Source organism: Veillonellaceae bacterium (genome assembly GCA_012523975.1).
Classification (GTDB): Bacteria; Bacillota; Negativicutes; order JAAYSF01; family JAAYSF01; genus JAAYSF01.
In genome coordinates, this window is record JAAYSF010000015.1 from 19,876 (window position 1) to 34,924 (window position 15,049).

Consider the following 15,049-nt stretch of genomic DNA (forward strand, 5'->3'; position numbering starts at 1 on the left):
AAAACATTGAAAGATGTTATAATAGTTATCAAATTAACAGGAGTTGCTTTGGATGAGATTTATTGGCTGTAAAACTTTATTGCTTGATAATATAAAAAATGTAATTCATGAAAATGTCGCTTGCGCTCAAACATTTTGCGATATTTTTGCAGGTACCGGGGCAGTATCAAGATACTTTAAAAGTTGGTTCGAGGTCTCCTCCAATGACTTATTATATTTTTCTTATGTACTTCAGCGGGCAACAGTCGAAAATGATACTAAACCGTTATTTAAAGGTTTGAAAAATGTGATTGGCGATATAAGTCCTATTTTGTATTTAAACTCGTTGGCTGAAAGTCCGGCAGATATAGAGCAGGACCAATGCTTTTTCTTCAATACATATTCACCGGCTGGCAATAGAATGTATTTAACCGAAGAAAATGCCATGCGGATCGATTGGGCCAGAATTTTCATCGAAAAGTGGCGGAGTCAGCAATTAATTAATGATAATGAATATTTTTATTTAATTGCCTGTCTTGTAGAGGGTATTCCATTTGTATCCAACATTGCAGGAACATATGGAGCTTTTCTGAAATCCTGGGATAAACGGGCCTATAAAAAGTTTGAGTTGTATGAGCTGGAAGTAGTTTCGAACGGCAGGAACAACCGAGCCTTCAACTTAGACGGCAACGATCTTGTAAGACAACTTAAAGGTGATATATTATATATCGACCCTCCTTATAATGAAAGGCAGTATTTGCCTAATTATCACTTATTGGAAACGGCAGCCAGGTACGATTATCCGCAAGTTAAGGGAGTTACCGGGCTAAGGCCGTGCGCTAGCGGGAAATCGAACTATTGCAATAAAAAAATAGTATGCGATGTTTTTTATGATTTAGTAAGTAATGCGGACTTTAAACATATTATCTTAAGTTATAATACTGAGGGCTTAATGCCAGTCGATGATATAGAAAGAATCCTGAAGACGGTCGGAAATCCTGCAACTTATAAAGTTTATACGATAGACTATCGCAGGTTTAAAAGCCGGAAAACCTCCTTTAACGGACAGATTAAAGAAATGTTATTCTACATACGAAAATGAGGAGAAGAATTTGAAGAATAAAGCAAACAACTATATTAAGAGTCCGTTAAATTATATTGGTGGGAAATACCGAACTTTACCCCAACTTCTTAGTTTTTTTCCGCAGAAAATTAATACATTCGTGGACCTATTTGCAGGAGGGCTTAATGTAGGATTAAACGTTGCCGCTAATAGGATTATTTTTAACGATCACAATAAGTATCTCGTTGAAATGTTTACAATTTTTAGCAAGCAAAGTGAGGAAGATACATTAGCGGCCATTAAAGAGCGGATAAATAAATATCAATTATCGCTTGTCAATGCAGGAGGTTATAATAAACTAAGAGCTGACTATAATGATTCACGCGACCCAATAGATCTTTTCGTATTAACCTGCTATGCGTTTAACCATCAAATCAGATACAATAAGAAACATGAGTTTAACACCCCGTTCGGTAAAGAACGCAGCTCGTTTAACAAGAACATTGAAAAAAATCTAATCAACTTTATTAGGGCGCTAAAATCAAAGAACATAGACTTTGAATGTCAAGATTTTAATAAATTTAACTTTACTCGATTATTCAGCGCGGATCTGGTATATTGCGATCCGCCGTACTTAATAACCACTGGCTCGTACAATGACGGAAAAAGAGGGTTTAAGAACTGGACCAAGCAGGAAGAACGTGAACTGCTTGCGTTGTTAGATGGTTTGCATTTGCAGGGGCTTAAGTTTGCATTATCTAATGTTTTGGAACATAAAGGTGTACGAAACGAGCTCTTAACATCTTGGTCAAGCCGTTATAAAGTGAATTTTATCGATATTGATTACTCCAATTGTAATTATCAGTTTAAAGCCAAAGATCAAAAGACAATCGAAGTGCTTATTACTAATTTTTAGAGCGCTAGTAAGCCAGGCCTTTAAATCGATTGAAGGCCTGGCTTGTTTTTCTTGTATGAAAGCGGAACATTAAATTCTTTTAGAACACCTAATTGTCTGATGGCGCGATAAACCCCTCTAGTTATATGAAACATGGGGACAGGGACGATGTTTCACGAAACGAGGCGATTAATTACGCTGAATCATTAACGAAGCTTTTTTGAGATGAAGAGAACCGTAAAACTTAGCGATATAAGTAAATTTATTAAGTAACCATTCCTTTTAAGCTTACATAGTATAGATTAGATAATAAAAAGGAGTGATGTTAGTGTATAGAGATTACGATTACCGCCGCCGTCCGTATCCTACTAAGACTTGCCGCAGGGTTGTCCAGAAGGTTACTCATAATGCACCTGGAACGGTATTACGCGTACACATTCCAGCTGGGGCGGTTATTAGTCTGCTTAATCTGGCGGAAATTTGTTCACCACATGGCATAAGCTTGCTCGTAAGAATACCTTTCTTAAGCGGAACTTCAGGCTTCAATAATTTTGTCAGTGCCATAACCAGTGCTGGGGGCACAGCTCATCCGATAGATGACTGTTCCTGCGAAGAAGATTTCTACTATGATCCTTGCTGCCGATAATTAGTTGATTGTACTAAACTAAAGAATAAGCCTTGGATCTTATAGAACTCTGAGGTGCTCCATGTCAAATAGACAGTGGAAAAAAAGAATTTAGGATGTCAATCTTTGAGTAAAGGTTGGCATCTTTTTTATGCAGCTATATTGATAATGTGAAACACGGGGACAGGGACATTGTTTTACCAAAAGAGAGATGATATATTATTTTTAGAGGTGAGGACTGTGGCAAGAAAACCGAGGAAAAAAAGCAACAGTGGGGTATATCACATCATATTACGCGGAATCAATAGGCAAAGCATCTTTGAAGATGATGAGGACCGGTTAAAATTCATTAGAATCCTTACAAGATATAAGGAAATTAGTGAGTGCCGGATATTCGCTTATTGTTTGATGGATAACCATGTGCATCTTATGCTGCAAGAACTCAAAGAGCCTATTAGTTTGATGCTTCAACGAGTCTGTTCGAGTTATGTTTCTTGGTACAATGCCAAACATGAACGATGCGGTCATTTATTCCAGGAGAGATTTAAAAGTGAGCCCGTAGAAAACGATAGTTATTTCTTAACAGTTTTGCGATATATCCACCAAAATCCAGTGAAGGCAGAAATCGTAAGAGATATTGCCGAATATCAATGGAGTAGTTATAGTGAATATACGAAACACAGTATAATTGTTGACAAAGAATACGCTTTACGCATGTTTTCAGATAGACCAGACGAATCAGTTGAACGATTTGCACAGTTTTCAAGAGAATTGAACGCAGATTCTTGTCTTGAAATTCCAGAAACTAAAACGAAACTTAGCGATGACGACTTACGACGAATCGTTAGACATCGATTTAACATCGATGTATCGAGGATATGCAACGAGTTGAAAGAAAATCAAAGTGAGATTTTGCGAGGAATGAAAGAGGTTGAAGGTGTTACAATTCGCCAAATAGCTCGATTAACGGGCTTATCGACAACAAAGGTATGGAGATCATGAAACAGGGTCCCTGTCCCCGTGTTTCAAAAGTATTGTTAAGCTTAAAGAGGCCGCCTAAAGCATGTCATGCAGCTTTGGACGACCTCTTTTATAGCTTTATCGGAAAAGTTTTTCTCGCATTTTTTCTTTAACTTTCTCGGTAACCTGTTCCTTTACCTGCTCTTTTACCTCTGCTCGTGATGTCGGTAGATTGCGTTCCTGAAGCTTTTCCATCACGCTTTGGCTAAGCTGTTCAGGATAAAAAACTCCGAAATCAGTCTTAACGACAAGTTCGCTGACTTCAGCTTCTGCCGATCCCCGCTTTATGAAACTGCCGGTTAGCGTTTTGAAAGCTATACCGTAGGCCTTGCCGTCATATATAGTGAAGCTACCTTGGATAATAGGCGCTGTAGCTGAACCGGCTGCTGTTCCTGTTAATGATAACGGGCCTTTAACATCTTTTGTTGTTAACTGGGAGCTATCTAAGCCACTGCCGGAGATAGATAAGGCGAACTGCTCTGAATCCGGGTAAATATCGCCGTTGGCTGCAATAGTACCTCCGATTGTGGCACCATCAGCCGTTAGCAGTTTAAGCGTTTGCTGAGCATATGAGAAAGTCCCGTTAATACCGCTGATGATCATATTGTCGAATTGAAGACTGCTAAGGTTGAAGCTGCCGGCAAGCACCGGTGACAATACAGAACCGGTAACCTTACCTTGCGCTGCCAAGACTCCGCCGGCCGGAAGACCGGGCAACAGGGCTGCCGGATTGCCGGAGGGCATTTCAACAGTAAAATCCAGTGTTTTTTCACCGTCTGCTGCTGTCAGTACATGGCCTGCCGCGGTAATAGTCTGGCCTTTATACATAGCTTGACCATTTTTAATCTGAATAGTATCGCCCTGCTTTTCGAATTGGGCGCTACCCTGTGTCAAAGCCAAAGCCCCGGCAGTATTTACACCGGAAAAGCGTCCTGCTAGCGTCTTAAGCAGTATAGTGCCTGATGTAGTATCTTTGCCGATTTTAACGGTTATTTCATCGAGATTGCCGTCGGTTAACTGAATTGGATCATCCGTAACCGTAAGTCCCAAGGCGACTAAATCCATTCCTGTTGCGGACAGCGTAATTTCTGAAGGACCTTGGGTTCCCCATTGTCCGTCCAAACTAAGTGTCGCATTATTTAATTTGCCGGTCGCCGATAGTCCGAGCTGATTTGCCTGACGAAAATCAAGTGTGCCGGACAGCTGCTCGACAGTCTTTTCGAAAAAGTCTGATTCCAGATGAAGTGTACCGTTCTGAACTTTTACCAGCCCAGAAAAGTCAGATTGTTCGTCAGTTTTTGTCTTAAGAAGCCCATCCCAGTTCAGCTTGTTCTGACGATAGGCCAACCAAAGTTCTGGTTTGTCTACGGTTACACCTTTTATCAACTGGGGCCCAAGTTCTCCTTTCAGCAAGTTGCTCCAGCTATAATTAATCTGTACCCGCTCTATCCTGGCAAGCGTTTTGCCGCCCGTATCAAGCACCTGCACGTCTTTCGCCACCACATATCCTAATATAGACAAATCGATGCCGCCGACAATGACCTGGCCATTGACGGCCTCGCTGGCACCCGTTAGCAGCGACTGTTCAGCTTCTTGACGTACTTTATCTGCGGCGAATTGAAAGAGGATTATTCCGACTAAAAAAACTACAGCCAATATGATTAAGCCGATTTTTTTCCTGTTCCATGTGAAATGGGGTTCCGTTATTGATAGCTGCTTTTCTTCATTCACGGTTCACGCCTCCTGCCTTTCCGCAGTGGGTAGACTGCCTCCTGCAGAATGTCCCTCTTATATTATAAAGTGTGAGCCACACCAGTACAAGACAGATGGTTATAATTCCCAATATTTAAGTTTGCCTAGGTCGACTTAAATATTTAACCCTTATTAGCGATTAGAGTCTGTTGGCCTAAGTAATTAGGACATTAAAACTAAAATGCAGATTACAGAAATGCAGGGATTTTGTAATTTATGGCAAACTTATGCAGTATAACATGCGGGCTAATTAGGAGTGAGTTAATGGAATTTTTCTATACAATAACGATTGGGGCAACAATTGGCACATTTGCTATGATAATGGCCTATTTATATCTTTACGTAATGTTCCGCGAACTCAGCATGGGCTTATGGGTAGCCAGCTGGTCGGCTCTTTTCCTACGGATTATTCTTTTTGATTCCGGCATGTTTGCATGGATAAACTCGTTATGGGGCTTTTCCATTTTTTCAATTCTATTACTATCAAGCTGCATATTATTTCTCTGGGCAGCATATCGCTTTGCCGCTAAACCAGTTAATCATCGCTGGATAATCGGTGGAATTTGTGCCTTTTTACTGAGTATAACGCTTAATTATTTAGATTTTCCGTTAGCCTATAAGCTTACGCCATTAGCTTGGTTTTGCAGTTTTGTTTTAATATGGGCCGGTGTGAGTTTCATTAAATATTTTAAAGGAGAATTCCTAAGTAATCGTATTTTGGGATCTTTATATATAATTTGGGGGCTTCATACATTTGACATGCCTTTTTTAATTGATATACCTCAATTTGCTCCGTGGGGCTATATGATCGAGGGCCTCCTGCGGTTTGGGGTTGCGCTTGCAAGTATGATGTTTTATTTAGAGCAGACACGAATAAATTTGGCCCAAAAGGAATCTCAATACCGCTTATTAGCAGAAAATGCTGTAGACGTAATATATCTTTATAAAGTCCAGCCTCAAGCCAAAGTTGAATATATCAGCCCGGCAGTAACAGCTATAACTGGTTATCGACCGCAGGATTTTTATAATGATGCTAGCTTGCTGTCCGCTATTATTCACCCCAATGACATACCGCAGTTTGATAACTTTATGCAGAATTCCCACCCCTCAAGCACATTGCCGCTTATGCTGCGAATAATTCGCCGGGATCAAACAGTAAGATGGGTAGAACAGAATGCAGTGCATCATTTTGATCAACTTGGTAATCTTGTATCGATCGAAGGTATTATTCGCGATGTCACAGCGCGAAAAAATTTAGAACAAAGCGTATCGCGGCTTGATAGAATGAATATAATCGGGAAGATGGCTGCTAATGTAGCCCACGAGATCAGAAATCCGCTGACGACAGTTCGGGGCTACCTACAAATGATGGCTAATAAAAAAGATTTTGATTCATATAAAGATAGATTTGAACTAATGATTGATGAATTGGATAGAACTAATTTGATTATTCGCGAATATTTGTCACTAGCTAAAGATAAGCTGGTTGAACTGCAGAAAAAAGACTTGAATACCATCATTAATTCCCTGCTGCCCTTGCTAGAAGCTGATGCAATTGCTAGCAGCTCCCGTATAAAAAGAGAGTTTGGCGATATACCACTATTGTATCTTGATGAAAATGAGATTCGTCAGCTTTTACTTAACCTTGTTCGTAATGGTTTAGAGGCGATGCCGCAAGGCGGTGACCTGCATATTAGTACTTATCATATTGATAATGAAGTTGTCTTAGCAATTCGAGATCAAGGTGGCGGCATACCTGCGCATATCCTTGACAACCTTGGGACACCGTTCCAAACAACCAAAGAAAACGGAACCGGTTTAGGCTTGCCGGTATGCTACCGAATTGCGAGTAGGCATAATGCTACTATAGCTGTTGATACAAACAAAAGCGGAACAACTTTTTTCGTTCGGTTTAATATTTAAAATGGGATAGTTAACCTCAAAATAGCTCTCATTCCTTAATTAAGGGTGAGGGCTATTATTTTTTTACTAATTACAAAAAAATACAATAGTAGGGATAATTTTACAAATATCGTATTTTACATTTAAAAGGGGGTGTAAATAAATGGTTACATAAGCTGCGTTATTCGTGTTAACAAAAAGCAAAAGGAGAGGATGTTCTTGGAGAAAATTCAGATTGGGATTGCGTCCACAGAGTATGAAAAAGAAGCAATTTTTCGGCTTCGATACCATATTTATGTTGAAGAAATGTACAGGCAGCCTGTTGTAATTGACCATGGCAGCAAAATGTTATTCGACGAATTAGACAAATGGGCTTTTTTGCTGTACGCCAAAATCGGTTCCGAGATTATAGGTACTATGCGGGTTAACATCGGCTTAATTGAGCAGTTTCCCCGTGGCTTAGCCAAACTTTTATACATGGATAACTTTAAAACTTTTTGTCAAGAGAGCGGCTGCCCTTTAGTTGCGTTTAGCTCTAAATTAATGGTATCCCCGGCTTACCGGAATTCACCGGCATTGCACTTGCTTTCAGCCAAAGGGTATGAACTATATTGCAACCACCATGTTCAGTTTAACTTTGGTGGTTGCAATTTTTATTTGCTCCGCCTTTACGAGCAGTTTGGCTGTCGGCGTTTTGGCCGCAATTTTATCGATCCTGGCTATGGGATGCTAACGCCATTCGTCTTAATGGTGAATGATGCCAGCCACTTAAAAGCTGTTCGTTCACCGTTTATTCGGATAGCAAGAAAAAGAGGGATAGATGATCGAACAGCGACGGAGTGGTTCTATCAGGAATTCCCTGAGGCCGCTTCTGGAATTAATAGTCAGCTAGTTACAGAGGAAGAATTGTGGGATTTTTTATGTCAAAAATTAGGCGGGCTGCCGCAGGAAATTATACCTGCTCTAAGGGGCTTAACCGAAGTTGAAGCGAGGAGCTTTTTGTATAGTACCAGTGTTAGTGTCCACTGCTATCCTGGGGATCATTTAATCACTGCAGGGCTGATAAGTGATGAATTAAATATTTTGATGTCCGGTAGATTAATATCCTTTGATCAATCTTGCAGATCAACTAGTTTAGTTCACCCCGGCCAGCACTTCGGTAAAATCGGCTTATTTGGCCAAGCAATACAGAACGTTAATATCAAAGCTGATACTGATTCGGATATATTAGTAGTTTCACGTCAAGCATTCACCTCATTTAGCCGTTCTAAGCCGGGTATTGCTTATAAAATTAAGCGCAACTTGTTATCAGGATCAACGGAAGCTAATTTTAGGAGGATAATAAAATGAAAAATAAATTAGAGATACTTCTTGTTAATAGTGTCGCACCGCGTCAGCGAATTGCCTCGGATGCAGCGTTAGAAAATGGCCTGGCCATTCTTAGGACATATTTAGAGGATAAGGGCTGCTTAGTTCAAGTTGTTGACGACCAAAGGATAGCAGCTGTTGAAGAGGGGGTGCCGCAATGGTGTCTGGATTTATTAAGAACCATGATAGATTTGCAGATGAAGCTTTATAATAAAAGACTAAAATTTTTATGGTTCATCATTATGCTACTGACTTGGCCCATTCACGCTCTATCGCTGTACTACCGAAAGGTATACACTCAGAGCAGAATTGACGACATAATAAAAACAATTAAAGATAAGGATATTAGATTTTTGGGAGTAAAGGTTTGGTACGGAGACGCCTTTAGCTGGAGTAATTTACTGGCTTCAAAGGTGAAAGCGGCCTGTCCCGATACAATAATTGTTGCCGGTGGTCCGCATGTTAAGGTATATGGCGAAGACTTGCTTTTAAATTCTGACTTTGACCTTGCGATTATGGGGCCAGGAGAAAAAGTTTTAGAAGAAATGATCGGTTTACGCCGGCAGGTTAAAGATAAGCAAGGATTTCTGGCGGCTTTTCACAATAAATACGGTAAATCAAAACTCATTAAAACCGGTGTCTATAATGAAAATGAAAGTATCGACAGCCAATACTTCACCATTCCGCGCTATAGGACTGCTGATTTAGAAGGCAAGATATATTTTCATACGCTCGTCGATGGATTTGGCTGCACGTGGAATCGTTGCAGTTTCTGTTCGCATACTCGTCAGGCCAGACCATATCAACCGCGTCCTGCCAGTGATATAGCGAATGAAATTGAATTGCTGTCGCAGCAGGGAATAGCGTTTTTTCGCTTTAGCAGTTCAGAAACTCCCCTTGAGCATGGCAGAAAAATTGCTGAAGAAATATTAAAAAAAGACTTAAACATTAATTTTTCCATGTTTGCCAGGGCGGTCAAAGTAACGCCGAGAGTATATGATACCTACCGCTTAATGATAAGTGCCGGACTGAGAGCTGTGTTCATCGGTGGCGAAACTGGACATGACTATATCAATGAGAAGATAATGAACAAGGGAGTTACCAAAAAGGATCTTATTGATACGATAAATTGTATCAAGTTAGCAGCCGATGAGGCTGGTAAAAACTGCAAAGTTGGCTTATCGCTAATCTATCCCTGTCCTGTGACTGACGGCATAACGATTGAGGATGTCTTTCAGGAAAATATGATGCTTATAAAATCTGCAAATCCTGATACTGTTATTGTAAATCCACCGGGAGTATTCCCGAAAACTCAGTGGATGGAAAAAGCTGATCAATATGGCTTTTCTGTTAAGCCTGATTTTGTAGCAAATTTTATGAGATATGAGTACTCAATATATAAACCTACTGAGTTGTGGAAAGATCTTGGATATTCTTTGCAGGGAATGAGCAGTGCCGATTTGTTGAAGGAAACAGGCAGACTGAGAGCCGAAGTCCTCAACCTGGGAATACCAACAGACATTTCTGATGAATATTTAATGATGACTGAGGCAATCGGCTATACTACCAGGCAGGATTTGCTTAAATTTAAAAGCAGGTCGCTTCATGATATTATGTCGGGTAGCTCAAAGTACATGAGGGAAATTGTGGAGAAAATCAATGAACGCAGTCGGCAGATGGCAAGGAAATCAGTTTAAAGACTATATTGATTGTTAGCCGTCCGTTAACTTGCGAGTGAAAACAGATACCCATCAAGTCTATATGGCTTGACTTCTTCAAGTAAAGCCTGGCCAACATGGCACAGGATTTACAGAACGTCATAAGCAGGTTTAAAGTTTAAATCCATAGTAAAAGTAAAAACGACTTCAACCTTGCATAAATGCACAGATTGAAGTCGTTTTTATTACACTACGCCATGAGCCTTCATGGCCTCAGCTACTTTTAAAAAGCCGGCAATATTTGCGCCCGCGACCAGATTGTCTTTTAACCCATAGTCGGCGGCCGCTTTGCTGGTATTTTTATAAATGTTGACCATGATATCTTTAAGCTTTGCGTCAACCTCTTCAAAGGTCCAAGAAAGCCTCATGCTATTCTGGGACATTTCGAGAGCTGACGTTGCAACACCGCCGGCATTCGCTGCCTTGGCCGGTCCAAACAGAATGCCGTTGTCCAGAAACACTTTTGTGCCTTCTAAAGTAGTAGGCATATTTGCGCCTTCGGCGACTACCTTACAGCCGTTTTTGATAAGTATCTTGGCATCATTTTGGTTAATTTCGTTCTGGGTTGCACAAGGTAGAGCAATATCGCAGGGAATTGTCCATATTCCTGAACAGCCTTCGGAATATACAGCAGTTGGATGATGATTTACATATTCGGAGATTCTCTTGCGTTCAACTTCTTTAATTCGCTTTAGAGTTTCGACATTGATACCGTTGGCATCATAAACATAACCGTTAGAATCACTTACTGCGACAACCTTTCCGCCGTATTCTTGAATCTTTTCTACTGTATAGATAGCAACATTTCCAGAGCCAGAGACCAAAACCGTTTTGTCTTGAATTGATAAGCCCTTGTCGCGCATCAATTCATCTAAGAAATAAACAAGACCGTAGCCTGTTGCTTCTTTTCGGGCCAAGCTTCCGCCGTATTCAAGGCCCTTACCGGTTAAAACGCCTGGTTCATATGCGCCTCTAAGCCGCTTATATTGACCGAACATATAACCTATTTCGCGGGCGCCTACGCCAATATCACCAGCTGGCACATCGATATCTTGCCCGATATGTCGATAAAGCTCAATCATGAAACTTTGGCAGAAACGCATAATCTCCATATCCGACTTACCCTTTGGATCAAAGTCAGAACCGCCTTTAGCGCCGCCGATAGGCAAGCCGGTCAAAGAATTTTTAAAGACCTGCTCGAAGCCTAAAAACTTAATAATGCCGATGTATACCGAAGGGTGGAGTCGGATACCGCCTTTATATGGGCCTATGGCACTATTAAACTGAACCCTGAAGCCCCTGTTAACATGTGTAACACCAGCATCATCTACCCAAGGAACTCTGAATATAATCTGGCGTTCGGGTTCAACAATGCTCTCGACTATACCGAGTTTAATATACTCAGGCCGCATTTCAAGAACTGGTATTAGGGATTCGAGAATCTCTTGGACAGCTTGGTGAAACTCAGGTTCACAGGCGTTCCTTTTGACAACTCTACCATAGAGTTCGGTACAGTATTGTTTAGCGTTTATCATAATATAAATACCCCTCCGTTTTATCTGCTTTCGACGCATCAATAAGTAAGAAATTACAATACAGCATGTAGGCCGGCTTGTTTTTTGGTCTGTACATTGGTATAAAGGATTGTTTAGTTATAAAGGATTATTGCATAAATCTAACGGGCTACTGACCCGGCAGGTGTGTTACTTTAAAAGTGTATACATGTCGTAATAAATCCCACATTACCTCCTCTTTCTAACAAAAAAACCAACCAATGTATAATATACACCTCATAAATGTATATGTCCACTAGACGAAAGGATGTTTTTTGTATACTTTTTTGGAAGCCTCACGATTTAACACATCCCTTTATATGCATAATTATTCATACGGTTACTGATATAAGAGATGGTATGCGTCAGTAAAGTCGAGATAAGTAATCTCCGTGCCAGCCCAAATAAAAAGAAGCACGGGGATGGCTCCGTTGCTTCCTTTGCTTTCCAATGATATAATGTGGAAAAATGTGAAAGACGAGAGAAAATGTCAAAAAGGGATTCATCGTTACGTTAATTATTGATAGGAGGAGATTGAGCTGACGTTTACCAGTCAAATGATTGACCAGCTTACTGCAATCACCGTATATGTAACTAGCTATGTACACTTATATAAGCTAGCTGTATCTCTTACTATTTTTCTAATATTTTGGGGCTTTAAGAATTTATTTACTAATTACATTTTTCATTTCATGCTTAGCTTGATTAATCGAAACAAGCTGGATTCTAGTGCATCTTTTCTTAATGCTGTACGAAACCCGTTAAAAAACTTGATTGTTCTCATCGGTGCTTATTTTGCTTTGCAGAATTACTTACCAAACGCGTTTAACCCTATTTTGAATGATATATTCAGAACAGGTATCATTGTTTTATTTGCTAATGCAATTTATTCGCTAGTTCTCTACTATGCGGCCAACGAAAGTGAAATTAATAAATTGGTTAATCGTGAAGTAGATAAAATTTTAATACCTTTTCTTTCGAAAGTTTTCCGGGCAATTGTGCTGGCATTAGCTTTTGTTGCTATAGCCAGTACATGGGGATATGATGTGAACGGTTTTATTGCAGGTTTAGGCTTAGGCGGATTAGCTTTCGCTTTAGCGGCAAAAGATTTACTGGCTAATATTTTTTCAGGGATTGTTATTATAACAGACAAACCCTTTAGTATTGGGGACTGGATAAAAACAAATGAAGTTGAAGGCACAATCGAAGACATTAATTTCAGAAGTACCAAAATACGAGCCTTTGACCAGGCTTTAGTCACCGTTCCAAACTCAACATTGGTTAACACACCTATCATCAATTTTACAAAAAGATTAATACGAAGAGTTACTTTTGAAATATCGCTAAAATATAATACGCCCAGTTATAAGCTGAAAGCATGTATTTCAAAGATTGAAGACCTCTTACGGAACCATCCTGATGTTGATCAACAGACGATATTTGTAAAATTCGATTCTCTTGACAAGAGCTCTTTAAATATTTTTGTGTACTTTTTTACTGCAACTGTAATATGGGGAGAGTATCTGAATATTAAGCAGGATATTAACTTTAAAATAATGGAGATATTAGAAAACGAAGGTGTTTCATTTGCCTTCCCAAGTACCAGTGTCTATGTTGAAACGCCAATCGAGATGAAGGCTCAGGAAAAATAGGGAACATAAAGTGCATAAAAAGAAGGCTTGAGATTCAGAATAGAACGAATTCAAGCCTTCTTTTTAGATGGAATTTTAAGACAAACAATAATTCACCGTTCTCGGGCATCTAGTGTTGGGTGAGTTCGATGGTTAAGGGACGGATAGTCGTATCTACGCCGATGGTATATATGAGGGTCTGGCCAGTATTTTTAAATTTTTCCATGATTTGAAATACTGAAGCACCGGGACCGGCCAAGAAGGGAATTTTTATTTGGTAGTCGGAGCCTTCGATGCCAGTGTAGTCAAAGCTTAGCTCATTTTGACCGGGAGTTAGGGTCTTGAATTCTTGCGGCAATCCTTTATCAAGCACGACTACGCCGATGCCGTTTATTTCGGCTTTGTTGCCATTAGGAAAAGTTACTTTGCTGTCCCAAAAATCCTGATTAACGATAACTTTTACAGTAAACGTTTTATCCGCGGCGTAGGCATTTGGTGCAAATACACCCAGTACAAGAAACATGACGCCGGCTAATATAAGAGCAATTTTTGCGGTTTTCATTTAGCTAGCCCCTTCCGTTAAATTTTCCCTGTTGGTATGATTCCGCAATCCGGGATAATATTCCTGCGAAGAATGGTCAAATTTATACTTTCATGATAATTAAGTTGGTAGCGTAATGTGGATGTTGCAGGACTTTTCACTAATTTCAGGTAATGATATACTTACATGTGCTGTGTGAGATGTCTGTATGCTTTGGCCAGCATCACTAGGGATATGGTTATTTTTATGTAAGACTGAGAGGTAATTATTTGTGAAACGAAAAATGTGGTTAATATCAGCAATTGCCATTATTATACTTTGTGCAGGAGGACTTTGGTTTTGGTTTCAAAGGAGCTCCAGCGAAAAAGGTGTCCCAGTTCCCGAGCAGAGCCAAACTCCTGCACAGCACCCTGATATACATACTGAAAAAGATAACAAAACCGAAACTGCAGATCAACCGGCGCAGCTCCAAAAAAGGCAAATGCGATTGTCGCCCGAGCCAATTCAATTTCGCGGCAGTGATCCAATAAATCCGGAAGACAACACTATGTCAATCAAAAAGAAAAACCGGGATATCGATATCGCGCCTAATGTCGTAGTCCGGCCCGGCGAAGGGGTCGTCATTAAACGCTCAAATGATGCAGAAACTATAAAAATTAAGCGGGACAAAGAATACCGAAACGAGTATCAGGTGCTTTTTGAAAAAAGATATTAGCGGGGTGCTGACCAAGTGAAAAGCCTGCAAAAGGTTGTGTTTGTATTCTTACTCCTGTGCGTCTTGACGGGCGGTTTAACTGCTCAGGCAATGACTCCGCTCAAGGTGGCTGTTTTGCCGGTTATTAAGTCAGCTAATTATAAGTACATAGATGATATTCAAATAATCGAGCACAAAATTAGGGAACCCTTTAAATATCCTTTTTATTCAGTTATACCATTAAAGGCGGTTGATGAAGCTGACAAAGCCTCTTTGGCGGATAACAAAGTGGTCAGGCAGGCAGAAGA

The 15,049-nt window shown here is 40.1% G+C and carries 13 protein-coding genes; 10 read left to right on the forward strand and 3 right to left on the reverse strand.

What is annotated here, in order from left to right; translation table 11 throughout:
* Nucleotides 1-52: 52 nt before the first annotated feature.
* From GX348_02040 to GX348_02055, 4 genes are all read left to right on the forward strand, one after another.
* Nucleotides 53-1,081 (forward strand): DNA adenine methylase, encoded by a 1,029-nt coding sequence (locus tag GX348_02040; protein ID NLP40968.1) that lies wholly within the window; start codon nt 53-55, stop codon nt 1,079-1,081.
* A gap of 10 nt (nt 1,082-1,091) precedes the next feature.
* Nucleotides 1,092-1,958, forward strand: coding sequence for a Dam family site-specific DNA-(adenine-N6)-methyltransferase (locus GX348_02045; GenBank protein ID NLP40969.1), 867 nt, complete (start codon nt 1,092-1,094; stop codon nt 1,956-1,958).
* Between the two features lie 307 nt (nt 1,959-2,265).
* Nucleotides 2,266-2,583, forward strand: a complete 318-nt coding sequence (locus GX348_02050; GenBank protein NLP40970.1) for a hypothetical protein — start codon at nt 2,266-2,268, stop codon at nt 2,581-2,583.
* 219 nt (nt 2,584-2,802) lie between these two features.
* The gene (locus GX348_02055; GenBank protein NLP40971.1) at nt 2,803-3,564 is read left to right on the forward strand and encodes a transposase; all 762 of its coding nucleotides are present in this window, start codon (nt 2,803-2,805) and stop codon (nt 3,562-3,564) included.
* A 96-nt stretch (nt 3,565-3,660) separates the two neighbouring features.
* Here the strand turns inward: GX348_02055 and GX348_02060 are convergent, their stop codons facing one another.
* Nucleotides 3,661-5,313 carry a hypothetical protein gene (locus tag GX348_02060; GenBank protein NLP40972.1) on the reverse strand — a complete coding sequence of 551 codons (1,653 nt, stop codon included), beginning with the start codon at nt 5,311-5,313 and terminating at the stop codon, nt 3,661-3,663.
* Between the two features lie 285 nt (nt 5,314-5,598).
* On the opposite strand from GX348_02060, the gene GX348_02065 reads away from it, so the two are divergent.
* The 3 genes from GX348_02065 to GX348_02075 all read left to right on the forward strand — a co-directional run bounded on the left by GX348_02065 (nt 5,599) and on the right by GX348_02075 (nt 10,301).
* Nucleotides 5,599-7,257 carry a PAS domain S-box protein gene (locus tag GX348_02065; protein ID NLP40973.1) on the forward strand — a complete coding sequence of 553 codons (1,659 nt, stop codon included), beginning with the start codon at nt 5,599-5,601 and terminating at the stop codon, nt 7,255-7,257.
* Between the two features lie 198 nt (nt 7,258-7,455).
* Nucleotides 7,456-8,586: a cyclic nucleotide-binding domain-containing protein gene (locus GX348_02070; GenBank protein ID NLP40974.1), complete on the forward strand. Its 1,131-nt coding sequence runs from the start codon at nt 7,456-7,458 to the stop codon at nt 8,584-8,586.
* The gene (locus GX348_02075; protein NLP40975.1) at nt 8,583-10,301 is read left to right on the forward strand and encodes a radical SAM protein; all 1,719 of its coding nucleotides are present in this window, start codon (nt 8,583-8,585) and stop codon (nt 10,299-10,301) included. Before GX348_02070 ends, GX348_02075 begins: the two co-directional genes overlap by 4 nt.
* 206 nt (nt 10,302-10,507) lie before the next feature.
* Here GX348_02075 and gdhA read toward each other — a convergent pair whose 3' ends face one another.
* Nucleotides 10,508-11,854 (reverse strand): NADP-specific glutamate dehydrogenase, encoded by a 1,347-nt coding sequence (gene gdhA, locus GX348_02080; GenBank protein ID NLP40976.1) that lies wholly within the window; start codon nt 11,852-11,854, stop codon nt 10,508-10,510.
* A 578-nt stretch (nt 11,855-12,432) separates the two neighbouring features.
* Between gdhA and GX348_02085 the strand changes: the two genes are divergently transcribed.
* Nucleotides 12,433-13,527 (forward strand): mechanosensitive ion channel family protein, encoded by a 1,095-nt coding sequence (locus GX348_02085; protein NLP40977.1) that lies wholly within the window; start codon nt 12,433-12,435, stop codon nt 13,525-13,527.
* A 109-nt stretch (nt 13,528-13,636) separates the two neighbouring features.
* Here GX348_02085 and GX348_02090 read toward each other — a convergent pair whose 3' ends face one another.
* A complete protein-coding gene (locus tag GX348_02090) occupies nt 13,637-14,068 on the reverse strand; it encodes a hypothetical protein (GenBank protein NLP40978.1) in 432 nt (143 codons plus the stop codon).
* 250 nt (nt 14,069-14,318) lie between these two features.
* Here GX348_02090 and GX348_02095 point away from each other — a divergent pair, with 250 nt between their 5' ends.
* Together GX348_02095 and GX348_02100 are read left to right on the forward strand one after the other, a co-directional pair.
* Complete coding sequence (locus tag GX348_02095) at nt 14,319-14,762, forward strand: hypothetical protein (protein ID NLP40979.1); 444 nt, start codon at nt 14,319-14,321, stop codon at nt 14,760-14,762.
* Between the two features lie 15 nt (nt 14,763-14,777).
* Nucleotides 14,778-15,049 (forward strand): hypothetical protein (locus GX348_02100; GenBank protein NLP40980.1); only part of this gene is annotated, 272 nt, incomplete at its 3' end.